22 protein-coding genes are annotated in these 26,893 nt (G+C 66.0%); 8 read left to right on the forward strand and 14 right to left on the reverse strand.

Annotation, left to right across the window (positions count from 1 at the left end; all coding sequences use genetic code 11):
* Positions 1–116: 116 nt before the first annotated feature.
* Positions 117–992, reverse strand: a complete 876-nt coding sequence (locus AC0L3P_RS27970; protein WP_473306935.1) for a dihydrodipicolinate synthase family protein — start codon at positions 990–992, stop codon at positions 117–119.
* Between the two features lie 64 nt (positions 993–1,056).
* On the reverse strand, positions 1,057–2,022 hold the full coding sequence (locus AC0L3P_RS27975) for a VOC family protein (RefSeq protein WP_473306937.1): 966 nt from the start codon (positions 2,020–2,022) through the stop codon (positions 1,057–1,059).
* Between the two features lie 193 nt (positions 2,023–2,215).
* On the opposite strand from AC0L3P_RS27975, the gene AC0L3P_RS27980 reads away from it, so the two are divergent.
* The gene (locus tag AC0L3P_RS27980) at positions 2,216–3,082 is read left to right on the forward strand and encodes a S1C family serine protease (protein ID WP_275173616.1); all 867 of its coding nucleotides are present in this window, start codon (positions 2,216–2,218) and stop codon (positions 3,080–3,082) included.
* Complete coding sequence (locus tag AC0L3P_RS27985; RefSeq protein ID WP_275173615.1) at positions 3,079–3,450, forward strand: response regulator transcription factor; 372 nt, start codon at positions 3,079–3,081, stop codon at positions 3,448–3,450. The genes AC0L3P_RS27980 and AC0L3P_RS27985 overlap by 4 nt, the downstream gene beginning before the upstream one ends.
* Here the strand turns inward: AC0L3P_RS27985 and AC0L3P_RS27990 are convergent.
* The 4 genes from AC0L3P_RS27990 to AC0L3P_RS28005 form a co-directional block, all read right to left on the reverse strand.
* The gene (locus tag AC0L3P_RS27990) at positions 3,447–4,520 is read right to left on the reverse strand and encodes a sensor histidine kinase (RefSeq protein ID WP_354208039.1); all 1,074 of its coding nucleotides are present in this window, start codon (positions 4,518–4,520) and stop codon (positions 3,447–3,449) included. The two genes, AC0L3P_RS27985 and AC0L3P_RS27990, sit on opposite strands and share 4 nt — an antisense overlap.
* On the reverse strand, positions 4,507–5,199 hold the full coding sequence (locus tag AC0L3P_RS27995; RefSeq protein WP_354208041.1) for a response regulator transcription factor: 693 nt from the start codon (positions 5,197–5,199) through the stop codon (positions 4,507–4,509). Before AC0L3P_RS27995 ends, AC0L3P_RS27990 begins: the two co-directional genes overlap by 14 nt.
* Positions 5,200–5,296: 97 nt before the next feature.
* The gene (locus AC0L3P_RS28000; RefSeq protein ID WP_473306943.1) at positions 5,297–5,698 is read right to left on the reverse strand and encodes a hypothetical protein; all 402 of its coding nucleotides are present in this window, start codon (positions 5,696–5,698) and stop codon (positions 5,297–5,299) included.
* 314 nt (positions 5,699–6,012) lie between these two features.
* Positions 6,013–8,352: a Tex family protein gene (locus tag AC0L3P_RS28005; RefSeq protein ID WP_473306946.1), complete on the reverse strand. Its 2,340-nt coding sequence runs from the start codon at positions 8,350–8,352 to the stop codon at positions 6,013–6,015.
* A gap of 399 nt (positions 8,353–8,751) precedes the next feature.
* Between AC0L3P_RS28005 and atzD the strand changes: the two genes are divergently transcribed.
* Both atzD and AC0L3P_RS28015 read left to right on the forward strand, forming a co-directional pair.
* Positions 8,752–9,864 carry a cyanuric acid amidohydrolase gene (atzD, locus tag AC0L3P_RS28010; protein ID WP_275173610.1) on the forward strand — a complete coding sequence of 371 codons (1,113 nt, stop codon included), beginning with the start codon at positions 8,752–8,754 and terminating at the stop codon, positions 9,862–9,864.
* A gap of 124 nt (positions 9,865–9,988) precedes the next feature.
* Entirely contained in the window at positions 9,989–11,458 is a 1,470-nt protein-coding gene (locus AC0L3P_RS28015) for an amidase (protein WP_473306947.1), read from the forward strand.
* A 37-nt stretch (positions 11,459–11,495) separates the two neighbouring features.
* Here AC0L3P_RS28015 and AC0L3P_RS28020 read toward each other — a convergent pair whose 3' ends face one another.
* A complete protein-coding gene (locus AC0L3P_RS28020; RefSeq protein ID WP_354208051.1) occupies positions 11,496–11,816 on the reverse strand; it encodes a hypothetical protein in 321 nt (106 codons plus the stop codon).
* A gap of 150 nt (positions 11,817–11,966) precedes the next feature.
* Between AC0L3P_RS28020 and AC0L3P_RS28025 the strand changes: the two genes are divergently transcribed.
* Both AC0L3P_RS28025 and AC0L3P_RS28030 read left to right on the forward strand, forming a co-directional pair.
* The gene (locus tag AC0L3P_RS28025) at positions 11,967–12,875 is read left to right on the forward strand and encodes a PaaI family thioesterase (protein ID WP_473306948.1); all 909 of its coding nucleotides are present in this window, start codon (positions 11,967–11,969) and stop codon (positions 12,873–12,875) included.
* 68 nt (positions 12,876–12,943) lie between these two features.
* Positions 12,944–13,309, forward strand: a complete 366-nt coding sequence (locus tag AC0L3P_RS28030) for a hypothetical protein (RefSeq protein WP_473306950.1) — start codon at positions 12,944–12,946, stop codon at positions 13,307–13,309.
* On the opposite strand, the gene poxB is transcribed toward AC0L3P_RS28030, so the two are convergent.
* From poxB to AC0L3P_RS28045, 3 genes are all read right to left on the reverse strand, one after another.
* Positions 13,306–15,042, reverse strand: a complete 1,737-nt coding sequence (poxB, locus tag AC0L3P_RS28035; RefSeq protein ID WP_473306951.1) for a ubiquinone-dependent pyruvate dehydrogenase — start codon at positions 15,040–15,042, stop codon at positions 13,306–13,308. The genes AC0L3P_RS28030 and poxB overlap by 4 nt on opposite strands.
* 80 nt (positions 15,043–15,122) lie before the next feature.
* A complete protein-coding gene (locus AC0L3P_RS28040) occupies positions 15,123–15,755 on the reverse strand; it encodes a 2-dehydro-3-deoxy-6-phosphogalactonate aldolase (RefSeq protein ID WP_354061754.1) in 633 nt (210 codons plus the stop codon).
* A 13-nt stretch (positions 15,756–15,768) separates the two neighbouring features.
* Positions 15,769–16,683: a 2-dehydro-3-deoxygalactonokinase gene (locus AC0L3P_RS28045; RefSeq protein ID WP_354061752.1), complete on the reverse strand. Its 915-nt coding sequence runs from the start codon at positions 16,681–16,683 to the stop codon at positions 15,769–15,771.
* Positions 16,684–16,923: 240 nt separating this feature from the next.
* Here AC0L3P_RS28045 and AC0L3P_RS28050 point away from each other — a divergent pair, with 240 nt between their 5' ends.
* Positions 16,924–18,021: an LLM class flavin-dependent oxidoreductase gene (locus AC0L3P_RS28050; RefSeq protein WP_275173603.1), complete on the forward strand. Its 1,098-nt coding sequence runs from the start codon at positions 16,924–16,926 to the stop codon at positions 18,019–18,021.
* A gap of 55 nt (positions 18,022–18,076) precedes the next feature.
* On the forward strand, positions 18,077–18,631 hold the full coding sequence (locus AC0L3P_RS28055) for a flavin reductase family protein (protein WP_354061750.1): 555 nt from the start codon (positions 18,077–18,079) through the stop codon (positions 18,629–18,631).
* A gap of 205 nt (positions 18,632–18,836) precedes the next feature.
* Here AC0L3P_RS28055 and AC0L3P_RS28060 read toward each other — a convergent pair whose 3' ends face one another.
* The 4 genes from AC0L3P_RS28060 to AC0L3P_RS28075 form a co-directional block, all read right to left on the reverse strand.
* Positions 18,837–20,705, reverse strand: a complete 1,869-nt coding sequence (locus AC0L3P_RS28060; RefSeq protein WP_473306955.1) for a sigma-54-dependent Fis family transcriptional regulator — start codon at positions 20,703–20,705, stop codon at positions 18,837–18,839.
* A gap of 109 nt (positions 20,706–20,814) precedes the next feature.
* The gene (locus AC0L3P_RS28065; RefSeq protein WP_473306957.1) at positions 20,815–24,120 is read right to left on the reverse strand and encodes an acetyl-CoA carboxylase family protein; all 3,306 of its coding nucleotides are present in this window, start codon (positions 24,118–24,120) and stop codon (positions 20,815–20,817) included.
* Between the two features lie 127 nt (positions 24,121–24,247).
* Complete coding sequence (locus AC0L3P_RS28070; RefSeq protein ID WP_473306959.1) at positions 24,248–24,931, reverse strand: aspartate/glutamate racemase family protein; 684 nt, start codon at positions 24,929–24,931, stop codon at positions 24,248–24,250.
* A gap of 11 nt (positions 24,932–24,942) precedes the next feature.
* The gene (locus tag AC0L3P_RS28075; RefSeq protein WP_473306961.1) at positions 24,943–26,625 is read right to left on the reverse strand and encodes a methyl-accepting chemotaxis protein; all 1,683 of its coding nucleotides are present in this window, start codon (positions 26,623–26,625) and stop codon (positions 24,943–24,945) included.
* Positions 26,626–26,893 lie beyond the last annotated feature (268 nt).

Genomic DNA, 26,893 nt, shown 5'->3' on the forward strand with positions numbered 1-26,893 from the left:
GCGGCCGCCTTTTAGCGGATCGAGGCATGCGAGGCCAGCCGCGGTTTTAGGCGGTATATCCACGATTTCGTCATGCCGGGCATAGGCGAGCGCAAGCGAAGCCGTCCTATGGACGGCTAGCCAAGCTCCCGCAAGGCCGCTTCCACCACCTTGCGCGCATCGGCGGTGAGAGCGGCCTGCGGCGGGACGGGATCGCCGACATCGTAACCCTGGATGGCCAATCCGGCCTTGATGCAGGCCGCCAGGTTGAAGCGGGCAAAGGCCTCGTTGATGCGCCACAGCCTGCGCTGGAGCGCCATCGCCTCATCCCAGCGGCCGGCCTTGCAGAGGTCGTAGAGCGCGACGCTCTGGCGCGGGATGATGCAGGCCGGGCCCGCCATCCAGCCGAGCCCGCCGATCAGCATCACCGCGGCTGGAATGTGGGCGGAGGCCGAGAACACCCGCAAGGCATCTCCGCAGCGGTTCATGATCGAGAGCAGCCGGCCGGTGTTGGTCGAGGCGTCCTTGATGTAGCCGATGCGCGGGTGTTCGGCGAGGCGCGCGATGGTGTCGAGGGTGAGATCGGAGCGCTGGAATTGCGGATTGGTGTAGATGACGACAGGGATGTCCACGGCATCCGCAATGGCGCGAAAATAGGATTCGATTTGGGCCTCGGCGAGCGGGAAATACGCTTCCAGAATCGCCAGAATGCCGTCGGCGCCGAGCTTCTGATACGCTTTCGCCTGCGCCACCGCGTCCGCCGTCGAGGTGGAGGCCACGCCCGCGACAACAGGCACACGCCCCTTGGCTGCCTCGATCGTGGTCTGCACCACCGCGGTGCGTTGGGCGGCATTGAGATAGGCGAACTCGCCGGTCGAGCCGAGCGGGGTCAGACCGTGGACACCGGCGCCGATCAGATCGTCGCAGAGTTTTGCGAGCACATTCGTCCGCACCGCGCCGTCGGCGTCGACGGGCGAGACGAGATAGGGGAAGACGCCGCGAAAATCGGACATGTCAGATGTGAATCCCGGAAACTGGCCAGCGCCAGACCGGTATTACCAACGCTCGCGCCGGCGATCAAACCCTGATCAGCCGCACCCGCGTGCCCCAGGGATCGATCGCCTCCACGCCGTCCGCCAGCGCCGTGACTTTCGCGCCGCCCTTGCGCAGGCGCTCGTCCTGCGCAGCAAGCAGGTCCGGCTTCTCCGTCACCAGCGAAAACCAGGCGAGCCCCGTTGCCTGATCGTCGCGTTGGCCGGCACCCTGGCTCTGCCAGACGTTCATGCCGAGGTGATGGTGGTAGCGGCCCGACGACAGGAACGCAGCACCGTTGCGGCTGCGGGTCGGGTCCAGGCCGACGGCGCCGTGATAGAAGCGCTCGGCCTGCGCGAGGTCGCCGACACGCAGATGCATGTGGCCGATGCGCAAACCGTCCGGCGCCTTCGCATAATCAGGCACGCGCGCATTGGTCAGCGACAGCAGGTCGGGAATGTTGAGCTCGTCGGACGCCATCTTCACGCTGCCCTCGCTCCACTGCCATTGCGAGGGATCGCGGTCGGCATAGACCTCGATGCCGTTGCCTTCGGGATCGTCGAGATAGACGGATTCGCTGACGAGATGATCGGCAAAGCCCGACAGCGGCACGCGATGCGAGGCGGCTGCTACCAGCCAGCGCGCGAGGTCCTTGCGTGTCGGCATCAAGAACGCGGTATGGTAGAGGCCGGCGGCATTGCGCGGCTCGATCTCAGCGTTAGGACGGGCCTCCAGCACCAGCAGCGTGATACCGGCTGTGCCGAGCTTGGCGGCGCTCGCAGAGCGCTCCAAGACGGTAAGGCCGATCACGTCGCGATAGTACTCGGCGACCTTGTCGAGGTTTTTCACCCGGAGCGTCACCATGCCGACCCGCATCGGCGTGCGGCTGGCGTAGGTCGGCCCACCGCCCTGTGGTGCGCCCTCGGCGCGCGCCGCGCCGGCCGCCGCCATTGCAAGCGAGGTGGCGCCGGCGAGTTGAAGCAGAGTACGGCGGGTCAGGTCGATGGTCATCGGTCAGGGCTCGCTGGAAGCGTTTAGGGCCGTGCGGCGCATTATCTTGATTGCTACACGTTGCCGTGAGCGGCTCCCAATCACATGTTCGTCGGCCGCGGTCCTACGGAGGTCCGTCCCGGTCCTGGCCATCCGGCCAGTTTCGCAATTGCCCGCGACATCCCAGATTGAGGACAGCTTACAGGAGCCTGCTATGACCGACTCAACTCCCCTGACCTCGCTGTCGTCCGCACTCGCAGATGTGGTGGCGCGCACTGCGCCGTCCGTCGTCGCCGTGCATTCGCATCGCTCCCGCGCCACTGGCTTCGTCTGGAAACCCGGCCTGATCGTCACCGCCGACGAGGCCTTGGCCGACGAGGGCGACGTCGAGATCGGCCTCCCCGACGGCAGCACCGCGGCTGCCACGATCGCGGGTCGCGACCATACGACGGATATCGCACTGTTGCGCGCCGATACTGCGATGACCCCGGTCAAGCTGTCCACAATTGTGCCGCCCCTGGGCGCGTTGTCGGTCGTCGTCGCCACCAACCGCGATGCGCCGAGCGCCACGCTCGGGATGGTATCGGCCTCAGGCAAGAGCTGGCGCTCCTTGCGCGGCGGCGACATCGACGCGCGGATCGAGCTCGACGTCCGCTTGCGCTCCAGCCAGCAGGGCGGCCTCGCGCTCGATGCATCGGGCGACTCCTTCGGCATGGCTGTGCTCGGCCCGAGGCGTGTGCTGGTGATCCCGACGGCGACGATCGAACGGGTCGCGGCACAATTAGAGGCCCGCGGCCACATCGCACGCGGATATCTCGGTCTCGGACTGCAGCCGGTGCGGCTCGACGACGGCGTCGGCGCGATGGTGATGAATGTCGACAAGGCCGGACCTTCGGCCGCGGCCGGCATCCGCCAGGGCGACGTCATCGTCGCGGTCAACGACCAGAAGCTGTCCGGCGTACGTGCGCTGTCGCGGACGCTCGGTCCGGCGAGCGTGGGCGCGGTCGTCGACGTGACCGCGCACCGCGGCGGCGAACCGGTCAGCTTCAAGGTCACGGTCGGCGAGAGGCCCGAGGCGTGAGCGAGGACATCGCGCCCGAGATCGTGCTGTCCCTGGAGATCGACGATCCCGCCCTCGCCGATCGCCTCGCGGCTCTGCTCGGCAATATCGCCGGACTTCGCCTCGCCAACCCCGGCGAGAAGGCCGCCGCGACGATTGTCACTCGCGATCCGCGCATCATGCCCGACGATATCGCGCTGACGCAGCGCGAGCTCGACGTGCTGGCACTGATGGCGGAAGGTGGCTCCAACAAGATGATCGCGCGTCAGCTCAACATTTCCGTGCATACCGTGAAATTCCACGTCGGCTCGCTGCTCGACAAGCTCGATGCCACCGGCCGCACCGATGCGGTGGCACATGCGGCCCGCCGCGGCGTGATCGAACTCTAAGACGGGTGCGGCGGGAAGCTGAGCTGGACCGTCAGGCCCGGCGCGTTGTCGTGCAGGGCAATCTCGGCGCCATGGAGGCCGGCAACTGCCGCGACCAGACTCAGGCCAAGACCGTTACCCGGGGTGTAGCGGCTCTGCTCGAGCCGGTAGAAGCGCTTGAACACGTGATCGCGCTGATCCGCCGGAATGCCCGGACCATCGTCGGCGATCGCGATCACTGCCGCCTCGTTGGCACTGCGGCAGGTGACGGTCACCTGCCCGCCTTGGCAGCCGTGCTTGATCGCGTTGTCGACGAGATTGGCGATGGCGTCGAACAGGAGGTCGCGATCGCCAATAATCGCCACCTCGCGGTCGCCGCCCAGGCTGAGCCGCGTCGCGACCTGTTCGGCGGCGGCATCGTAGAGCTCGACGACCTCGCCGGCGATCTCGGCGAGATTGAGGGTGCGAAACGCGCTGCGGCGGGCGCGGGTCTCGATCTCCGAGATGCGGGTGATGGAGGCAAACATGCCGAGCACGGCGTCGAGATCCGCGATGGTGTCGCCGATCAGCGCTGCGTCGGTTTCGCCATTGCGAGGGGCGTGATAGGCCTTTTCCAGCCGGCCGCGCATGCGCGTCAGCGGCGTACGCAAATCATGAGCGACGTTGTCGCTGACCTGCTTGACCTCGCCCATCAAAGTCTCGATGCGATCGAGCATCTGGTTGAGGTTTTCGGCGACGCGGTCCCACTCGTCGTGACTGCCGCGCAAGGGAATGCGCTGGTCGAGGCCGGACATCATGATGGCGCGGCTGGTGGCGTTGATCTCCTCGATTCGCCCGACCGTGCGGCGCGTCACCAGCACCGCGGCGAGCCCGGCGAGCACCAGCATCAGCACGGCTACCACAGCCATTGCGAGCTCGATCATCGCGGTGAAGCCGCTGTGATCGCCGGCGTCGCCGACCCGGCTCTGCACATAGGCGATCGTGCCGAAATAGACATAGGTCATGATCGCCGCGACGATCAGCCCGAACGTTCCGATCGCGATCAGCGCAAGGCGGAAGGTCGAGGAGCGGAGCGTTTTAGCCAGGAGCACGGAGACAATATCCGATGCCGCGGATGGTGTGGATCAGCGGATAGGCCTGGGCATCATCGACCTTGCGACGGACGCGCCCGACATAGACGTCGATGATGTTCGTGGACGGATCGAAGTGCAAATCCCAGACGTGCTGGAGCAGCATCGCACGCGAAACGACGCGGCCCTCGTTGCGGACCAGATATTCGAGCAGCTGGAATTCCCGCGGCAATAGCGGAATCTTCCTGGCGCGGCGGCTGGCGCTGCGTGCAATCAGGTCGATGGCGAGATCGCCGACCCGCAGGATCGTCTCCTTGGCAACGGTGTCGCTGCGCCGGCCGAGTGCCTCCAGCCGCGCCAGCAATTCGGTGAAGGAGAACGGCTTGACAAGATAATCGTCGCCGCCGGCGCGCAAGCCGCGCACGCGGTCGTCGACTTCGCCCAGCGCCGAGATGATCAGGAATGGCGCGGCGATGCCGTCGTCGCGCAACTGGCGCATCACGGTGATGCCGTCGATGTCGGGCAGCATGCGGTCGATGGTGATCACGGCATAGTCGCGCGCGGCGCCGTGGCTGAGGGCTTCGCGCCCGGTGGCGGCGAGATCGACGTCGTAGCCGGAAATCGTCAGCTCTTCGACGAGCTGGCCTGCGGTTTCCGCATCGTCCTCGACGACCAGAATGCGGCGGTGAGCTCCGGTCATGACAAACTCCGCGCGACGATCGTCACCAGACTATCCCGTTCCGGGGCTGAGCGGAACCGCCCGATGACGATCGCGACAATGGTGCGGTACGGCGATGCTAGTACCAACTGTCTCCGCACACATTGACCCATTGCCACCCATAGGGCGTCAAGCTCCTGCGCCAGCAGCCGTCATTGTAGCCGGCGTAGATGAAAGGTGCTCCGAAGAAGAAGCGATGGTGGTGCCGGAAGAAGGCGTGGCGGCCGATGAACGGCCTGCCGTGCCAGCCGGAGCCAGCGAAGCGCGGCCCGATCGCCGCATGTGCGAAGCGGGCGCCGCCCATGCCGCCAACGTGCATACCACCGAAGCCACCGGCGTGCATGCCGCCGCCACCGAAATGCCCGCCACCGCCAAAGCCGCCACCGCCGTGACCTCCGCCACGGGCGAGCACAGGCGAAGCGAGCGCCATCACCGCGGCGATCGACACCGCCGTAAGGCCTTTGAGAATCCTGTTGTCCATCGAAGCGTCCTCCGTGCTGCGCAGCGATACCTGCCGCGCGAGGAGGCTCAGATGAAAGCAAGGGACCGGCACCTTCAACTTACAAACGCGCCAGATTCTGACGCGGGTGTCAGGGAGGCGGACCCGCGCTCTCTCCTCGTCATTGCGAGGAGCCCTTGCGACGAAGCAATCCAGACTGTCCGGGCGGAGGCAGTCTGGATTGCTTCGCTGCGCTCGCAATGACGACGTGGAGAGAACTCTCCGGTTGTTGAGCAGCTCAACGTACGGAGACGATCCGACCTCTCCCCGCAGAAGAGCGGGGAGGGCTTAAGTACCTACGCCCGCTTGCCGCCGTTCTTCTCGGCCGCGCGGCGCAGCGCTTCGGCGAGGGCGCCGCCGCCACCGGAAGATTCCTGCTGGCGCGGGGCCGACGAAGTCATGCGGGAGGGGTTGCGTGAGCTGTTGTCCCGCTGCATGCCGGGCGCTTCCTTCTTGGCGCCGACTTCGTCGTCGAGGCGCAATGTCAGCGAGATGCGCTTGCGCGCGACCTCGAAGTCCAGCACCTTCACCTTGACGATGTCGCCGGGCTTCACCACCTCGCGCGGATCCTTGATGTAGGTCCTGGACATCGCCGAAATGTGCACCAGGCCGTCCTGGTGCACGCCGATGTCCACGAAGGCGCCGAACGCGGCGACGTTGGTCACGGTGCCCTCGAGGATCATGCCCTTCTTGAGGTGCTTGATCTCCTCGACGCCATCCATGAACACAGCGGCCTTGAACGCCGGACGCGGGTCGCGGCCGGGCTTCTCGAGCTCGCGCAGGATATCGGTGACGGTCGGCAGACCAAACGTCTCGTCCACAAAGTCTTTCGGCTTCAGCGTGCGAACGATGTCGCTGCTGCCGATCAGCGCCTTGATGTCGCTCTTGGTCGCGCTGAGGATCCGGCGCACCACCGGATAGGCTTCCGGATGCACGCCGGAGGCGTCGAGCGGGTCCTCGCCGCCGAGAATGCGCAGGAAGCCGGCGCACTGCTCGAACGCCTTGGGGCCGAGCCGCGGCACGTCCTTCAGCGCCTTGCGCGACTTGAACGGCCCGTTGGCGTCGCGGTGTGCCACGATGCTCGAGGCCAGGCCGGAGCCGACACCCGACACGCGCGCGAGCAGCGGAGCGGACGCGGTGTTGACGTCGACGCCGACGGCATTCACGCAGTCTTCGACCACGGCGTCGAGCGATTTGGCAAGCTTGGCCTGGCCGAGGTCGTGCTGGTACTGGCCGACGCCGATCGCCTTGGGTTCGATCTTGACCAGCTCGGCCAGCGGATCCTGGAGCCGCCGCGCGATCGACACTGCGCCGCGCAGGGTGACGTCGAGGCCCGGCAACTCCTCCGAGGCGAAAGCCGAGGCCGAATAGACCGAAGCGCCGGCTTCCGACACCACGATCTTGGTCATCTTCAAGTCGGGCAGACCCTTGGCGAGATCGGCCGCGAGCTTGTCGGTCTCGCGCGAGGCGGTGCCGTTGCCGATCGCGATCAGCTCGACGCGATGTTTCAGCGCGAGCTTGCCGAGGATCGCCAGCGCCTCGTTCCACTGCCGCTGCGGCTCGTGCGGATAGATCACGGCGGTATCCACCACCTTGCCGGTCGCGTCGGTGACGGCAACCTTGACGCCGGTGCGGAAGCCGGGATCGAGACCCATGGTGACACGGGTGCCGGCTGGCGCCGCGAGCAGCAAGTCGCGCAGGTTCGAGGCAAACACGCGCACGGCCTCGGTCTCGGCCGCATTCCACAGCCGCATGCGCAGGTCGATGTTGAGATGCACCTGGATCTTGGTGCGCCAGGCCCAGCGCACGGTGTCGATCATCCAGCGGTCGCCGGCGCGCTTGAGGTCGGCGATGCCGAACCGCTTCATGATCTTCAGCTCATAGACACTCGGCACGCCCGGCGGCGATGCTTCGGTCTCGGCCTGGATCTGAAGATCGAGGATCTCTTCCTTCTCGCCGCGGAACATCGCGAGGATGCGGTGCGAGGGCAGCTTCGTCAGCGGCTCGGAGAACTCGAAATAATCGGCAAACTTTTCGCCCTCGGTTTTCTTGCCGTCGCGCACCTTGGATGTCATGCGCGCATTGGTCCACACCTCCTCGCGAAGCGCACCGATCAGGTCGGCGTCTTCGTCGAAACGCTCGACCAGGATGGCGCGGGCACCGTCGAGTGCTGCAGCGGCATCGGCAACGCCCTTCTCGGCATTGACGAAGGCTTCGGCAACGACCTTCGGATCGTTGGTGGGCTCGGCCATGAGCTGATTGGCGAGCGGCTCGAGGCCGGCTTCCTTGGCGATCTCGGCCTTGGTGCGGCGCTTCGGCTTGAACGGCAGATAGATGTCTTCGAGGCGTGCCTTGCTGTCGGCGGCGAGAATGGAGGCTTCCAGCGCGGCATCGAGCTTGCCCTGATCGCGGACCGATTCGAGGATGGCCTTGCGGCGGTCTTCGAGCTCGCGCAGGTAACCCAGGCGCTCCTCGAGCGTGCGCAATTGCGCGTCGTCGAGCGCACCGGTCGCTTCCTTGCGGTAGCGGGCGATGAAGGGAACCGTGGCGCCGCCGTCGAGCAGCGCCACTGTCGCCTCGACCTGCTCCGCCCGAACCCCAAGCTCCTGCGCAATTTTCTGGTTGATATTTGCCACGCGAGAACCTCTCTAACCAAGCACGCATCGCGGAGGCGAACCACCGGCTGCGGGACGCCGCTTATGGACCATTCGGGGCTGATTCATCAAGGTGCGGCGGACGACCGTCGACAGGGGATTTTTTGTCGGGCCGATGCGATCTCGCCACAATCGTGGGAGCGTGGGAAGACGACGCACATCCTGCTGTCGTCCTGGCGAAGCCAGGACCCATACCGCGTGATACATCGATTGTGGGCGGTAGGCGTGCCGAACGACGAGCCTTCGCGAAACTCCCCCTGGGGGTAATGGGTCCTGGCGTTCGCCAGGACGACGATGGGAATTGCCTCGACACCTTGACAGGCGCCCCGGTTCAGCGGCTGTTTTGTCCGCCGGGCTCCTGAACCCCATGTGAGGACTATAATGCGGACGACATCGGTCGGCGTCTTCAAGGTCGCCACCCACGGCCCCGGCGACGTCTCCGGATTGATCAGCATGATCGGCTCCGGCGCGATCGATCCGACATCCATCCTGGCCATCCTCGGCAAGACCGAAGGCAATGGCGGCGTCAACGACTTTACCCGGGAATATGCCGTTGCCGCGCTGTGCACGGCGCTGGCGCCGCAGCTCGGGCTCTCGCCGCAGGAGGTCGAGCAGCGCATCGCTTTCGTGATGTCCGGCGGCACCGAGGGCGTGCTGAGCCCGCACATCACCGTGTTCACGCGCCGCGACGTTCTGCAGCGCCCGGCAGGCACCGCCGGCAAGCGCCTGAGCATCGGCATGGCGCACACGCGGGATTTTCTCCCGGAAGAACTCGGCCGCTCCGCTCAGATCATGGAGACAGCCGACGCCGTGAAGGCCGCGACGGAGGATGCCGGCATCGCCGATCCCGCCGACGTCCACTTCGTGCAGATCAAGTGCCCGCTGCTCACCAGTGAGCGCGTTGCGGCAGCGAATGCGCGCGGCAACAAGACGGTGACGACCAGCGCCTACAGTTCGATGGCCTATTCCCGCGGCGCCTCCGCGCTCGGCGTTGCAGTCGCGCTCGGCGAGATCGCAACCGACATTCGCGGCGAGGACGTGCTGCGACGCTACGATCTGTTCTCGAACGTCGCCTCGACATCGTCCGGAATCGAGCTGATGCACAACGTGGTCATCGTGCTCGGCAACGCTATGTCCTCGACGAGCGAATTCGAGATCGGGCATGCCGTAATGAGCGATGCGATCGACGCCGCCGCGGTGCTTGCGGCGCTGGAGAGCGTTGGGCTCGGTGCCGCGCCGCAGACGACGACCGGCCGCGAGCTTGTCAACGTCTTCGCCAAGGCCGAGGCCTCGCCTGATGGCAGCGTGCGCGGCTTCCGACACACCATGCTGGAAGATACCGATATCAGCTCGACACGGCACGCCCGGGCTGCCGTCGGCGGCCTGATTGCCGGCCTCGCCGGCACCGGGGCGGTCTATGTCTCCGGCGGCGCCGAGCACCAGGGCCCCGCCGGCGGCGGCCCGGTCGCGGTGATCGCTAAGCTCTCGAATTGATGCGTACGCATGCAATGCGGGCTTACCTCTCCATCCGGCGCAACCCTGCCCTTCGCGCCGCTCAGTTGATTAAAGTGTTCCCGTGCGAAACTAAGGTGGCGCCGCATGAAGAGGTTTGGATCGCATGACTTTTCCGATGAGCTGGAACGAATGGGCGCAGCACGATGGCGTGGGGCTGGCTGCGCGCGTCCGCAAGGGCGAGCTCACGGCGAAGGAATTGGCGCGCCAGGCCGCCGCGGGCGTCGCCAAGGTCAATCCGGCACTGTCCGGCGTGGTCGAGCTGTTCGACGACGTGATCGCCGATCCCGCCAAGGACGGCGCCAATCTTGCCGGCCCGTTCGCCGGCCTGCCCTTCCTGATGAAGGACCTCGGCCCGACCATGAAGGGCCGGCTCCAGGAGATGGGCTCGCTGCTAATGCGCGGCAATCGCGCCAGCGCCGACACGTTCCTGACCGGCAAATTCCGCCAGGCCGGACTGAACCTGATCGGACGCACCACGACGCCGGAATTCGGCGTATGCAGCTCGGCCGACAATCCGGCCGTCTATGTCACGCGCAATCCCTGGGACACCGATTACACCACCTGCGGCTCGTCGGCGGGAAGCGCCGCGATGGTGGCCGCGGGCGTGGTGCCAATCGCGCATGCGACCGACGGCGGCGGCTCCATCCGCATTCCTGCCGGTGTCAACGGCAATATCGGGCTGAAGGTCTCGCGCGGCGTGTTCTCGCTCGCACCGCACATGTCCGATCTCACCGGCCTTGTCTCGATCCAGGGCTGCCAGTCGCGCTCGGTGCGCGACACCGCCGCCTTCGTCGATCATGCAAGGGGAGCGGCGCCCGGCGAGTTCATGCCGTTCTGGACCACGGCGCAGCCTTATTCAGAGATGATCAAGCGCGATCCGTCAAAACTTCGCATCGCGCTGTCGCACAGCTGGGGGGACTATACCGCGACGCCCGAGATCGCGGCCGAGCTGGCGAAGGCCGGCCGTTTCCTCGAAGGCCTCGGCCATCACGTCGACTACGCCCTGCCCGAGCTCGACTTCCGCGCCGCGTTCGAGGCGCAGACCACCTGCTATATCTCGAATTTTGCCGTGGTGATCTCCAACATGCTCGCCGCGCGCGGGCTGGAACGGCCCCCGGAAGACCTCATCGAGCCCATGAACATCCGGATCTGGGAAGCCGGCCGGCACACGAGCTTCGCCGAGCGGGCGAAGATGCAGGGCGTGTTCAACACGACCTCGCGCGCCTTCGGCGCCTTCTTCGAGCAGTGGGACGTGATCCTGACCCCGATCACCGCGCTGCCGACGCCGAAGGTCGGCACCCGTGAATATCTCACCATCTCAGACAACCCCGACGTGCTCGACTGGTTCGGCAATCTCTGGCGCTTCTTCGCCTTCACGCCGCTCGCCAATCTCTGCGGCATGCCCGCGATCTCGATGCCGATGGCGACGCAGGACCACGGCCTGCCGCTCGGCATCCAGGCGATTGCGAAACAGGCCAATGACGGCCTCCTGCTGCAACTCGCCGCCCAGATCGAGCGCGCGATCGACGGCAAGTGGAACGACGGCAGGAAGCCGAAGGTGCATGTGAGCTGAGCGCGTTGATCGCATTAACTGCGATCCGCTAACGGCCTCAGTTCTTCACCGTCGGAATTTCCTCCGGCCGGGGCTGCTGCTGGCCCTGCTGGTACATTGCCAGCGCCTTTTCGAGCGCTTCGCGCAGCGCCAGCGCGGCGGCCACGCTGCAGCGCAGATGCGCGGTCTGAACGACGTCAACCCTGACGGCGGCGCCGACCGGCATCAGGAGGTTCGCGGCGAGTTCGATCTGAATGGCGCCGTTGTGGTGTCCGAAGCAGGATGCGCCGTCGAAATAGATGATTGGCGCCCGCTCCGAGCTCGAGGTCGAAATGATGACGGGCCCCTGGCTGGTGGCGGGCATTTCGGGATCGGCCATGGGCACTCCTTGCGGCTAGTCGAACGAACGAGGCGCCCACCATCGTTGCTTCGGCCCGCCCTGTCGAGGCCAAACCGCCCCCGGCACGCCTGCCGCGGGACACGCATCCGGGGTTTTGCGCCGCGCCCGCCACTGGTCTAGAACGTCGTCATGTCCAGCTCACCGACCACACTTTCGTTCGAGGACCTCGCCGAAGCGATCAGGGGCCGGCGCTCCGATTACGGCCAGATCAGCGGGCTTCAGCTCGACCGCTTCGCACCGCGCGAGGCCTGGTCCAGCCTGCCCTACCGGCCCGTCTTCGTCGGCGACACCGAGACCGGCGTCCTGCATGGCGGCGTCGTCACCGCGATGCTGGACGAGAGCTGCGGCATGGCGGTGCAACTCGCGCTCGACGGTACAAGCGCGATCGCGACACTCGATCTGCGCATCGACTATCAGAAGCCGGCGACGCCGGGCCTCGACATCAAAGCGCATTCGGTCTGCTACCGCACCACGCGTTCGATCGCCTTCGTGCGCTCCACCGCCTATCAGGAGTCCGAGGACGATCCGGTCGCGACCGCGACCGCCTGCTTCATGATCGGCGCCAACCGCACCAACATGCTTGCGGACCGCAGGACGGATTCGCCCGGCATTCCATCGCTGGAGGCGCCGGACGATCCGGAAGGCCCGTTCGCCAACAGCCCGTTCGCGCGCTGCCTCGGCATTCGCGTCAATGACGACGACACACTGACGATGCCGTTCTCGCCAAAGATCATCGGCAACCCGATCCTGCCCGCGATTCATGGCGGCATGACCGGCGCCTTCCTCGAGACCACCGCGATCTTCGGAGTGGCGCGCGAGCTCGGCGCCGCCGCACTGCCCAAGCCGATCGGATTGACCGTCAACTATCTGCGCTCGGGCCGCGCGCTCGACACCATCGCCAACGTCTCGATTGTGAAACAGGGCCGGCGCATCGTCGCCTTCGAGGCGCGGGCCTGGCAGGACGATGCGAACAAGCCGATCGCCACGGCCTTTGGCCATTTCATGCTGCGGCCGACGCCCGGAAACGACGAGGAATAGGCGCATTTTCCCTTGACGGCCAAGGCCTGGGCCCCAACGATAGCGCGTCTCTCACGAGAGGTATTGGGTTGAGGCATCCGCTCGACATCATCGCCATGTTCGCCGCGCTCTGGCTGCTGGCAGCGATGGTGCTCGACGCGCTGACGCCGAAGGAGCTGACGACGGTGATGATCGGCATCGCCATCGGACCCGCCGTCGTCATCACCGCCGTGTTCTACTATCTGCGCTGCCCGCGCACCGATTTCGCCGTGATGTTCGCAGCACTCTGGCTGATCTCCGACATCGGCATTGCGTTCATCTCGCCGGCGCAGCTGCCGCATTTCCTGATCACGCTCGGCTTCGTGCCGGCGCTGCTGATCGGGATCGTCCTGCACTGGCAACGCTTCCAGCGCCGCCATGAGCGGCTGCCGGTGCCGTCGGTCAAGCGGGGTTAGCGCGGCAGCAGATTGGTCTTGGCGAGATCGACGACCTCGTCGCCGCGGCCGTTCATCACGGCGCGCAAGACCCAGAGGCTGAATCCCTTGATCTGTTCGGGCGTGATGGTCGGCGGCATCGACAGCTCCTGCTTCGCCGTGACCACGTCGAGCAGCGCCGGCCCGTCGTGGGCCAGCATGTCCTTCACCGCTCCCGGGAGCTCGCCGGGATCCTCGACGCGCCTTGCGAAGATGCCCATCGCGCGCGCCATCGCCGCGAAGTCCGGATTCTCCAGATCGACATTGGTGTCGACGAAGCCGGCCGCCTTCATTTCCAGTGCGACGAAGCCGAGCACGCCGTTGTTGAAGATGACCACCTTCACCGGCAGCTTCATCTGCGTCAGCGTGATCAGATCGCCCATCAGCATGGTGAAGCCGCCGTCGCCCGAAAGCGAGATCACCTGCCGGCCGGGCCGCGCGGCCTGCGCGCCGATCGCCTGCGGCATGGCGTTGGCCATCGAGCCGTGCACGAACGAGCCGATCAGCCGGCGGCGACCGTTCATGTCGAGATAGCGCGCGGCCCACACCGTGGGTGTGCCGACGTCGGCGGTGAACGCGGCATCCTCTGAGGCGTGGTCGCTGATGACCTTGGCCAGGTATTGCGGATGGATTGGTTTGGTGCCCGGCGTGCCCTTTGCGAGTGAGTCCAGGCCCTCGCGCGCCTTCTTATAGTGCGCGATCGCATCGTCGAGGTGCCTGCGCTGCGTCTTGGATTTCAGAAGCGGCAGCAGCGCCTCAAGGGTGAGCTTGACGTCGCCGACGAGGCCGAGATCGATCTTGCAGCGGCGCCCGAGATTTTCCGGACGGATGTCGACCTGCGCGATCTTCGCATCGGTCGGGAAGAACTGCTTGTAGGGAAAATCCGTGCCGAGCATCACCAGCGCGTCGCAGGCGTGCATGGCGGCATAGCCGGAGGAGAAGCCGATGAAGCCGGTCATGCCGACGTCGTACGGATTGTCGTATTCGACATGCTCCTTGCCGCCCAGCGCATGCACGATCGGGCTCTTCAAGGTTTCCGCAAGCTGCATCAGCGGCGCATGCGCGCCGGCGCAGCCGCGACCGCAGAACAGGGTAATGCGCTCGGCGCCGTTGAGGAGGTCCGCAAGCGCCTTCAGTTCATCGGCTTGCGGCACGATTTTCGGCGCGGACAGCGCAAGGCCACGCGCCGTCGACAGCGCACGCTTGGGTGGCGAGCGGAACGCGACGTCGCCCGGCATGGCGACGACCGCAACACCGCGCATGCCCACCGCCGCACGGATGGCGTTTTCCAGCACGTAAGGCAGCTGACTCGGATCCGAGACCAGCTCGCAATAATGGCTGCACTCGCGGAACAGGTTTTGCGGATGCGTCTCCTGGAAATAGCCGCTGCCGATCTCGGCGGTCGGGATTTGCGCCGCGATCGCCAGCACGGGCACGCGGCTGCGGTGTGCGTCAAACAGGCCGTTGATCAGATGCAGATTGCCCGGACCACACGAGCCCGCGCACACCGCAAGGCTGCCCGTCATCTCCGCTTCCCCGGCAGCGGCGAAGGCCGCAACCTCCTCGTGCCGGACATGGATCCACTCGATCGTGCCGCGCCGTCGCAGCGCTTCGGTCAATGCATTCAGGCTGTCGCCGACGATGCCGTAGATGCGCTTGACACCGGCCTGTTCGAGCGTTGCCACGAACAGATCGGCCACGTTGTTGATCGCCATGTCGGTCTCCTGATCTCGCTGGTCCAGCAAGATAGGATAACGCGCGGGTGTGACCGCATCACGGCTTGTTTATTGCGGGCTCAGTCTTTCGCAATCGCCCGATCGTAGGCCGCGATCGTCAATTTTGCGCGAGCGGCAACGTCCGTTGCCGTCATGCCAGGCTTGTAGAGGCTGGAGCCGAGCCCGAACACGGTGACGCCGCCCTTGATGTACTCCGCAAAGTTCTGGTCGGAGACGCCGCCGACGGCGGCAATCATCACGCCGGCAGGCAGCACGGCACGGATCGCGGCAATGCCGGACGCACCGAGCACGCTTGCCGGAAAGAATTTCAGGCCCGATGCGCCGGAGCGCGCGGCAAGCAGCGCCTCGGTCGGCGAAAACACGCCCGGCAACGTCACCATGGCGTATTGATGCGCACGCGTGAGCACCTGTGTATCGACATTCGGCGACACCATCAGCTTGCCGCCGACATCGTTGAGACGATCGACATCTGCGGTGGTCAGCACCGTGCCGGCGCCGATCAGCACGTCCGCCGGCGCCTGTTTCACGGCTGTCGCGATGGAGCGGAACGGGTCCGGCGAGTTCAGCGGGATCTCGATTGCGGTCATGCCGGCTTCGATCAGCACGCCGACGATGGCCTGCGTCTCCTCGGGCTTCACGCCGCGCAGGATCGCGACCAGTGGCCGCTTCATCGCCGGAAAGGGAACGCTCATCTCAACAGTCCTCTCATTTCGTCCAGATCGCGGCAGCCGCCATCGACAGACCGCGGCGGACGGCTTCATCGGCATCGACCGGGTTCACAGTGACCGACAGTGTGTCGAAAGCCAGCCGGTACAGCATTGCGAGCCGCCCCGAGGCAATCAGCGTGATTCCTGCTTTCGGCATCGCGCCGGACAGCCCTGCCGCCAGCTCGACGCCGATCAACGTTCCCGACAGCGTTTCGCGCGCCGCGGCCGGTGTGCCCCCGAACAAAAGCTGCCGCGACCGCGCGCCGAACAGAAAATTGGCGGCGAAGGCCGGCGCTTCATACGCGGCTTTCACCGCCGCCTGGAAACTCGCGACATCCTCGGCGTCCTCGGCGCCTGCGACCGCAAGCGACAAAATCGTCTCGCGCGACACGGCGCTGAAGAGCTCGCCGGTCATGAAGGTGGAGAAATGCGCAACCGTGCCGTCCTTCAGGCGCACCCATTTCGAATGCGTGCCGGGCATGCAGACCAGCGCTTCGCCGGCGGCATCGAGCCCGAGGGCGCCGAGCAATTGCGTCTCCTCGCCGCGCATCACGTCGGGCGCTTTTGCATCGCGCTGCGCAATACCCGGCAGGATGCGTATATCGCGCGTCTCGCCCGGCACCCGCGCAGCCTGCTTCAGAACGGCCGCGAGCGGCGCCGGTGTATCGACATATCCGGCTTCGACCCAGCCCGTCTTGGCGCCGGCCATGCCGCAGACCAGAACCGGCAGATGAGCTGGTGCTTCGACGGCGGCAAGATGCGATTGCAGCACGGCCGCGAAGCCGGTCTTTGCCGCCGCCAGCATGCCCTCATCGCTGCGCCGTTCGGCCAGCACCACGCCGGTACGATCGATCAACCAGAGCCGGAAGCTGCTGGTGCCCCAGTCCACCGCGACGTAAGCGGGTTCGGTCATCTCGGTTCTCGTCCTCGTCTCACCGGCAAGACGCCGTCTCGCGACAATGAGACAACGCCCCGCAAATCTGCCCCGGGATATCGGCTATTGCTGCCGCAAACCAGCCATTTCTCGCAGGTCTGAGGCGCCGCTCGCGCAGGCACACCGCTCTCGAAGAGGTGGCACACCGCTTGCTAAAGTGTTCCCGCTCACGTCCGTGAACCGCGCAACAAGACGCGTCAACATCAGATGAGGAAACCCATGGAGATCGGTTATTTCACGATGCCTTCGCACCCGCCGGAGTGCGGCCTGAAGGAAGGGAACGACTGGGACCTGCAAGTCATGCGCTGGCTCGACGAGCTCGGCTATCAGGAGGCCTGGGTCGGCGAGCACCATACCGCGCCCTGGGAACCCAATCCCACGCCGGATCTGCTGATCGCACAGGCCCTGATGCAGACCAAGAACATCCGCATCGGGCCGGGCGGCTTCCTGCTGCCCTATCACCACCCCGCCGAGCTCGCCAATCGCGTCGCGATGCTCGATCATCTCTCCGGAGGGCGGCTCAATTTCGGCGTCGCGGCCAGCGGCCTGCCGAGCGACTGGGCCATGTTCAACGTCGATGGGATGAGCGGACAGAACCGCGACATGACGCGCGAGGCGCTGGAGATCATTCTGAAGATGTGGAGCGATCCCGCGCCCTGGACCTACAAGGGCAAGTTCTGGACGGTGACCAAGCCGGACACGATGTTCGACTTCCTCAAGCCCCACATCAAGCCGTTGCAAACGCCGCATCCGCCAATCGGCGTCGCCGGTCTCTCGAAGAACTCGGACACGCTGAAGCTCGCCGGCGAGCGCGGCTTCATCCCGATGAGCCTCAACCTGAACCCGGCCTATGTCGGCAGTCACTGGGATTCGGTCGTAGCAGGTGCCGCCAAGACCGGGCGCAAGCCGGACCGCGCGGATTGGCGGCTGGTGCGCGAGGTGTTCGTCGCCGATACCGACGAGGAAGCGTGGAGGCTCTCGACCGGCGACATGATGGGCCGGATGATGGGCGAGTACTTCCTGCCGCTGCTCGGCCATTTCGGCTTCAAGGACTATTTGAAGCACGCGCCCGACGTGCCCGATAGCGACGTCACCGTCGAATATTGCGCCAAGCGGAACTGGATCGTCGGCTCGCCCGCGACCGTCGCCGAGAAGATCGAGAAGATCTACGAGGAGGTCGGCGGCTTCGGCGTGCTGCTGGTGTTCGGCTTCGACTACAAGCACAAGGCTGAAGCCTGGCATCACTCGCTGTCGCTGCTCAGGAACGAGGTGATGCCGCGCCTGAAGCATCTCGGCTCCGCGAAGAAGGCGGCTTGACCCGACGCGGGTGCGGCGCGATCGTGCCGCACCCGTTCTTTCTGGAGACCATCGCGTGAGCGTGGACGCAAAGGATTTCAAGCAGGCGATGCGCCAGTGTGCCGGCGCCGTCGCGCTGGTCACTGTGGGGGCCGAGCACGGCAAGCGCACGGGGTTGACGGTGACCTCGGCCTGCTCACTGTCGGACTCACCGCCATCCCTGATCGTCTGCGTCAACCGCAACGCCAGCGCGCACGCGCGTATCCGCGAAGAAGGCGCGTTCGCGATCAACTTCCTGCACGAGGACCACGCGGCGCTGGCGCTGACCTTCAGCGGCCAGAAGGGCGTCAATGGCGACGACCGTTTTGCGTTCGGGGAGTGGACGCGCGGGGTGACCGGCGCGCCGGTGCTGAGCGATGCGGTCGCGGCGTTCGATTGCGTGCTGGCCCAGGAATTCGAGACGACGACGCATTCGATCTTCATCGGCGAGGTGCGCGGCGCATCGCATTCCGACGGCGCGGCGCCGCTCGTGTATCTGCGCAGCAGCTTCCACGCCCCTCGCGAAATCCGCGGCACCGTGACGGTCGGCGACCTCGACTCGCGGCATCTGAGCTGGAGTGATTTTTCGTAGAGAGCGACGCCGAGCGAGCTGCCGTTCCCTTCTCCCCTTGCGGGAGAAGGTGGCGCGAAGCGCCTGATGAGGGGTATCTCTCCGCATACACAAATGGCTGAGGTGAATGCGGAGACAGACCCCTCACCCGTCTCGCCACTACGCTGCGAGCCACCCTCTCCCGCAAGGGGAGAGGGGAAGAACGCTCGCCGCATGCAGCTGAGTCCTACTGCGCCGTCTCGATCTTCAACTGCTTGAGCTTGCGATACAGTGTGGCGCGGCTCAGCTTCAACGCGCGCGCCGCTTCAGTCACACGACCACCGTGCTTGCGTAGTGCCTCCACGATCGTGGCGCGCTCCGCCGCCGCGAGGTCCGCTTCCACCGCCCTTCCACCAAACGGCGGCAGATCGAGATCGGCATCGGTAATCACGCCGTCCTCCGCCGTGCAGCCGGCGAGCCGCAGCACATGCCGGAGCTGGCGCATGTTGCCGGGATAGGGATAGGCCGCGAGCTGCACCCAAGCCTCGTCCGAGAGCGAGCAGTTCGGCGCTTCCTCGCGCGCGATCTGGCGGATGACGTCGTCGCGGTCGGCGCGCTCGCGCAAGGCCGGCAGCCGCACCTCCATGCCGCGCAGACGGAAATACAGGTCGGTGCGGAAGGCGCCCTCCTCGGCCATGCGGCCGAGATCGCGATGGGTGGCGCTGATCAGGCGAATGTCGACCGGCACGGGCTTCAGCGCGCCGAGCGGCCAGACTTCGCGGTTCTCCAGCACACGCAGCAGTCGCGTCTGCAGCGCGATCGGCATGTCGCCAATCTCGTCGAGGAACAGCGTCCCGCCGTCTGCTTGCACGATCAGGCCCTTCGAGCCGTCGCGGCGCGCGCCGGTGAAAGCGCCGGCCTCGTAACCGAACAGCTCGGCATCGATCAGGCTTTCCGGCATCGCCGCGCAGTTCAGCGCGACATAGTTGTGACGCGCGCGATTGCCGGCTGCGTGAATGGCACGAGCGAACACATCCTTGCCGACGCCGGTCTCGCCATGCAGCAGCACCGGCAGATTGTGATCGCCGATGCTTCTAAGTCGCTTCACGCTCCTGATCAGACCAGGGTCGCGGCCGGCGAGCCGCTGCAGCGCGTCGAAGCGATCGACCGGGGCATCGCGGCGCGGCGCGAGCGGACGGGTCGAGGCCCTCGCCCGCAGCGGCGGCGCGACATGGCCATGCCCCAACGGAGTGCCATCGGCCCGGCGCAGCTCGACGAGATCGTCTGCGTCGCGCGCGGCGGGATGGTCGAACTTGACGTACCGCGACAGATCGATGCCTGATGCGATCAGACCGTCGGTGAGACCCAGCAGTGCGCGCGCCGAACGGCAGGCGGCGACGATGCGGCGATCGTCGTCATAGGCGAGCAGGCCGCTGCCGCCGTCGCCTGGTACGGTCGCGATCCAGGCGTTGCGGAAATGCCCGCGGAAGATCGCACCCTCCATGCGCCGCGTCGCCTCGATCGTCACCGCGAGCGCGAGCTGATGCGCGGTGCGTTCGAGGTCCTCGCGGCACGAGGTGATGTTCACGGCGCCTGCAAGCCTTCCGGCCTCGTCGAACAGCGGGGTCACGGCGCAGGAGAACATGTGCCACTGCGCGCGAAAATGCTCGTCGCGATGCACCAGGATCGGCTTTTGCTCGGCAAGTGCCGTGCCGAGCCCATTGGTGCCTTCGAAGGACTCGGAAAAATTTGAGCCGGTGTAGATCTTCCAGTCCATGAATAGTCTTGCGTCGGCTTCGCCGGGCAGGCGGCTGAACAGCATGGTTGCGTTCACGTCCGCCAGATTGACGCAATAGCCGGCATCGCGCAGCACACGGGCAAGATCGTCGAGCTCCGGAGTTACGAGCCGGATCGTCTCCTCCATAGGTTCGGCGACGTGACGGATCTCGGCTTCGGTGAGCGTCTGCGGCGGTCCCTGACGGGCGGGATCGAGCTTGTGGCTGACCAGGCAGCGCCGCCAGGAATTGGCAATGCGCGAAGAGGCATCGACGTCGGCCACGTGATTGGCAACGGACAAGACACGGGCGACATGGTTCGAGGCCGAAAGGCTGGCCATCGCGGACGTCTCCACCCTGTATTATTGTGCAAAGTCTGGCACCGCAGGCGGGGATGTCAATCGGGAACCGGGAACGCGGCGAAGCGCAATCGGAATTGCTGCACCGCCCTCACCAGGTATCGATGCACGGCCGCTTCTTCGCGGTCCGCGCCGGCGGCTTCGGCACCGAGCGCAGGCCTGCCATGATCCACTGCCGCGTCTCAGCGGGGTCGATGACGTTGTCGATCTCGAACACGGAGGCGATCGAGACCGCCTTGCCGTTGCCGTAGAGCTCGGCGACCTTGTTGCGATAATAAGTCTCGCGCTCGACAGGGTCGGCGATCGCCTCCATTTCCTTGCGGAAGCCGAGGCGGACGTATCCCTCTAGGCCCATGCCGCCGAACTCGCCGGTCGGCCAGGCCGCGGTAAAGAACGAGGCGTGGAAGCCGCCGCCAATCATCGACTGCGCTCCGAGCCCATAGCCCTTGCGCAGGACGATGCCGAACAGCGGCACAGTCAGGCTCGCGCCTGTCACGAACATGCGCGAGACGTGACGCACGATCGCCGTCTTCTCGGCTTCCGGGCCGACCATGAAGCCGGGCGTGTCGCACAGTGAGACGATCGGCAGATCGAAGGCGTCGCAGAGCTGGAGGAAGCGCGCGGCCTTGTCGCCGGCATCGGCGTCGATCGCGCCGCCGAGATGGCGGGGATTGTTGGCGATCAGACCGAACGGCCTGCCCTCGATGCGGATCAATGCGGTGATCATGCCGACACCGTAGTCGCGGCGCAGCTCCAGCACGGAATTCTTGTCTGCGACGAGGTCGATCACGCTGCGGATATCGTAGACGCGCAGGCGATTCTCGGGGATCGCGCGGCGCAGCAGGCGCTGGTCGGCGGCCTGCCAGTCCGTCACCGCGCCCTGAAAATAAGACAGATATTTTTGCGCAACGGATGTCGCCTCCTCCTCGTCCTCGACGAGGATGTCGATGACGCCGTTCGGTGACTGGAACGTGACAGGCCCGACCTCGGCCGGGTGATAGACGCCGAGCCCGCCGCCCTCGATCATCGCGGGGCCGCCCATGCCGATCGAGGCGTTTTTGGTCGCGATGATGACATCGCAGCAGCCGAGCATCGCGGCATTGCCGGCGAAGCAATAGCCGGAGACTACGCCGATAACCGGCACGAGACCCGAGAGCCTTGCGAATTGCACGAAGGATGGACCATCGAGCCCGGTCATGCCGAGCCGGTCGGTATCGCCGGGCCGGCCGCCGCCACCTTCGGCATAGAACACCAGGGGCACGCGCCAGTCTTCCGCGAGCGTCAGCATGCGGTCGATCTTCTTGTGGTTCATGTGACCCTGCGTGCCCGCGAGCACGGTGTAGTCGTAGGCCACGACGATGCAGCGCCCGCCCTCGGGACCGAACTTCTCGGCGTTGACGGTCGCGACGCCCATGACGAGGCCGTCGGCCGGCGTGTTCTTGACGAGATCGTCGAGCTTGCGCCGGCGCCGCTGCGCCGCGATCGCAAGGCTGCCGTACTCCATGAACGAGCCGTCGTCGACGAGCTGCGCGACGTTCTCGCGCGCGGTGCGCTGATTGGTGTTGCGGCGGCGCTCGACCGAGGCCGGGCGATTTTCATCGAGCGTGTTGGCCTGGCGCGCGATCAGTTCGGCGAGATCGGGACGGATGTGGTCGAGATCGATATCGGTCTCCATTGCCGACGCATCGGCCGCAACGTCGAGCGGCTCCAGATACATAATCGGCTCGCCATGCATCAGCGTGACACCGTCGCCGGCGAGTAGCTTCATGACGCGGCCGCCCTGCTCGGCCATGACGAGATGCTCCATTTTCATGGATTCGATCACGGCGAGCTGCTGGCCCGGGCGCACGACCTCGCCTTCCTTCACCTGAATAGTGACAATGGTCCCCTGCAAGGGTGCTGCGACCATCACCGTGCCTTCGGGCACGATCTGTGCCCTATGCGCCTCCGTGCCGGCGCCGCCGCTTCGCTCCGTCGCTGCAAAATAGAGTGGTTTTGCGGCGCCATCCGCGGCTTCGACGAGCTTGCCGATGTTGCGATCGATGAAGTCCGTCGCGATGCGGTTGGCCCTGAAGTCGGGATGCGCCAGCACGGCCTGGAGGAAGGCGATGTTGGTGACGACGCCGTCGATCCGAAACTCGCGCAGGGCGCGCGAGGCTTTGGCGACGACGTCGTGCCAGGCTTCACCGGGCGTATGCACGATGACCTTTGCAAGCAGCGAGTCGAAGGCGGCGCTGGTCTTGTAGCCGGCATAACCGAAACTATCGACGCGGACACCGGGGCCTGACGGCGGCTCGAACACGGCGAGCACGCCGCCGGTCGGGTGCGTCGCCCCCAGCTCGTCCAGCGTCTCCATGTTGACGCGGAGCTGCATGGCATAGCCGCGCGGTTTCGGGATCGAGCCTTGCGCCAGGCCGAGCGAGGCAAGTGAGGCGCCGGCGGCGACCGCGAGCTGGGCGCGGACGAGATCGATACCGAGCACCTCTTCCGTCACGGTGTGCTCGACCTGAAGCCGCGGGTTGGCCTCGATGAAGGCAAAACTGTCTTCGGCCGCGCCGTCGACCAGGAACTCGAACGTGCCGAGATTGTCGTAGGACGCCGCAGCCGCAAGCTGCTTCGCCGCCGCGATGATACGGCTACGCAAGCCGTCGCTGAGCGACGGGCTCGGCGCCACCTCGATCAGCTTCTGGTGCCGGCGCTGAATGGTGCATTCGCGTTCCCAGAGGTGGGAGATCGCACCGTGACGGTCACCTATGATCTGCACCTCGATATGGCGCGCCTGCCGGATCAACCGCTCGGCATAGACGCCGTCGAAGCCGAACGCGGCCTTGGCTTCGGACTGGCAGCGCGCGTAGGCCTCCGCGAGATCGGCAGCGCGCTCGACCACGCGCATTCCGCGCCCGCCGCCGCCGGCCATCGCCTTGATCACGATCGCCGCGTTGCTGCCGAGCGAGATGAAGAACGCCGTGATATCCTCCAGCGAGGACGGCCCGCTGGTGCCGACGATGATCGGCACGCCGCAGCGCTTTGCCAGCTGCCGTGCCGCAACCTTGTCGCCGAACAGTTCGAGCGCCGCGGCCTTCGGCCCGACGAAGGCGATGCCTGCATCGGCACAGGCCGTGGCGAACGCAGCGTTCTCGCTGAGGAAGCCATAGGCGGGATGCACCGCGTCGCAGCCGGACGCCGTTGCCGCCTGCACGACAGTCTCGATGTCGAGATAGGCCCGCGCGCCGCGGCCGGGGATTTCGACTGCCTCATCGGCAACCCGCACATGCAGCGACAGCGCATCCTCCGGGGGGTGGATCGCGACCGTCGCGATGCCGGCATCGGCTGCCGCACGCGCGATGCGGATGGCGATCTCGCCACGATTGGCGATCAGGAGCTTTTTGAACGACATGCAGCGTCTCCATGCCCGCGTGCCCAAGCGCGGGTCGGCAGGTCCGATGGTTCTGCTTCGTCACTTTAACCGAGGCCGTCAAGGGCAAGAACGCCGGTCGCGATGACCGTTCCCGCGGGCCGGAATTTCAGTCGGTCGCGCGCGCCGTGACGAGGCGAATAATCCGCGCCACGGCAGACGGGATCGGCGCGATGATTGGCACGGTGAACATCGGCTGAAGCTCGCGCGCGGCTTCGCCCAGCGGCCCGCCACCGATGATGACCGCTTCCGCGCCATCCTGCGCGATACAGGCCTCGACCGCGCCTGCGAGCGCCGCGCGCAATCGCGCCGGATCGGCCATCAGGTCTTGCGGATCGCCCTTGGTGAAGCGGGCGCCGGTGTAACGCGATCGCAACCCCAGCGCTTCCGGCAAGGCGTCGATCTTCGCCTCCAACAGCGGCGTCGTGGTCGCCACGCCGAAGCGGCGGCCGTTCTCGGCGGCTGCCCGCATCGAGGACTCGCCGATGCCGACCGCGGGCAATTTCATCGCGGCCTTGATCCCGGCCAATCCGGGATCGCCGAACGCCGCGACGATGATACCGTCGCATGCATGCCGGTTCGACTGCGCGATCTCGAGAACTTCGGTGGAAGCTGCATCCAGCGCGTCCGGCGTCACGATCATTTGCGGCGCGCGCGTTGCGGTCGCGCCGTCGACGTCGAAGCCGTCCATTGCGGCCGACTTCGCGATGGCGACCATCATCGCTGTGGTCGCCACAGAACTGTTCGGATTGATCAGGAGAACGCGCGCGCGACGATCGGAATTTTGGCCCATCCCTTGCTATACTAGGCCGCCCGCACCCCCGCAACGAAAGCGCTGACCTCGTTTTCCAGCGATTGCAGCTTCTGCGACAGCCGGCCGCTCGATTGCAGCACGAGGCCGGCGGCCTGGCCGGTCTCCGCCGTGGCATCAGTGACACCCGAGATGTTCTGCGAGACCTGGTCGGTGCCGGAGGCAGCCTCCCTTACGCTGTGGGCGATCGCCGCGGTCGCGGCGCCCTGCTCCTCGACGGCTGCGGCGATCGACGAGGAAATCTCGTTGACCTCCATGATGGTCTTGCGGATGCTGTCGATGTTGCCGACCACCTGGTTGGTCTCGGCCTGGATCGCGGTGATCTGCGCGCCGATCTCGTCGGTCGCCTTCGCGGTCTGGCTCGCCAACGACTTCACTTCGCTTGCCACCACCGCAAACCCCTTGCCGGCCTCGCCGGCGCGCGCCGCCTCGATGGTGGCGTTGAGCGCGAGCAGATTGGTCTGCGAGGCGATCTGGTTGATGAGGTCGATGACCTCGCCGATCTTGTGGGCGGCCGCCGCCAGCCCCTGCACGGTCTCGTTGGTGCGCTGGCCGTCGGCGGCGGCCTTGTCGGCCACGCTTGCAGCCTGTGCCACGCGCTGGCTGATCTCGGCGATCGAGGACGACAGCTGCCCGGCGGCGGAGGCCACCGTCTGCACGTTGCTCGAAGCCTGCTGGCAGGCGGTGGCGACGAAGCTCGCACGGTCGGTCGCCTTGTTCGCGGTCTCGGACATGCCCTGCGCGGCCTGCTGCATCGCGCGCGCCTCGTTGAAGACGTCGCGGACGACGGCCTGAACGTTGGCCTCGAACTTGCCGGCGAGGTCGGTCATCGTCTTGCGCTTCTCCTCGTCGGCCTTCTGCTTCGTCTCCTGCTGTTCGGCGTGCATCCGGCCGACCGCCGACGCATTGTCCTTGAACACGGCGAGCGCCTTAGCGAGCCCGCCGATCTCGTCGCGACGGTCGGTATGGGGCACATCGAACGCGCTGTCGCCGGCGGCGAGGCGCTCGGTCAGCGCAGTGATCTTCGCCAGCGGCCGGGTCACGCTGCGGCCGATCACGAAGGAGGCGCCGAGCACGAGCACGAACACGACCAGGCACACCAGGGCGAAGGTCATCGCATTCTGGCGGAAGACGGCGTCAACATCGTCGAGATAGATCCCGGTTCCGATGATCCAGCCCCAGGGCGCAAAGCCCTTCACATAGGAGATTTTCCCGACCGGCTGGTCGAAGCCGGGCTTCGGCCAGAGGTAGCTGTAGAAGCCGGCGCCCTGCTTCTTGACGACGTCAACGAAGCCGACGAACAGCGCGTTGCCGGATGGATCCTTCATCCCGGCGAGATCCTTGCCGTCGAGTTCGGGCTTGATCGGATGCATGACCATCTTGGGGGTCATGTCGTTGAGCCAGAAATACTCGACCTTGTCGTAGCGCAGGCTCTTGATTTCCGCGATCGCGCCGGCCTGGGCCTGCTCGCGCGGCAGCTTTCCTTCGCTCTCGAGCTTCTGGTAGTGCGCCAGGATGCCGTAGCCGACGTCGACCATGTGCTGCGTCTTGGCCTCACGGTCTGCGATCATCTGCGCGCGCAGGGTCGAAAGCGCGATCGGCGCCAGCGCGATCATGCCAAGGAGGCTGATGCCGACAATCAGGACCAGCTTGAAACTGATGCGGGAGAAAAACATCGGTGCTCGCAAGATTTGGAAGGGCTGATATGCCAGTTTATCCCGCGCCCCTTAGCAAAGCTTTAAGCATTCGGGCTCCCGCAAAACTCCGTAGAATCCTACCGGCACGCCGCAGACGGCCTTGCAGGCTCACGAGGCCGGCTGCATCCGAGATGCGATCTCTTCAAAACTAGAAGACCTCGATATCGCTCCTCCGAGCGTTGACTTGCAGGGGGCTCTGACGGAACGATCGACGCAGATCATCGGCGCCAGCCGGGGCGTGGGCGCA

This window comes from Bradyrhizobium sp. WSM4874, from assembly GCF_055811835.1.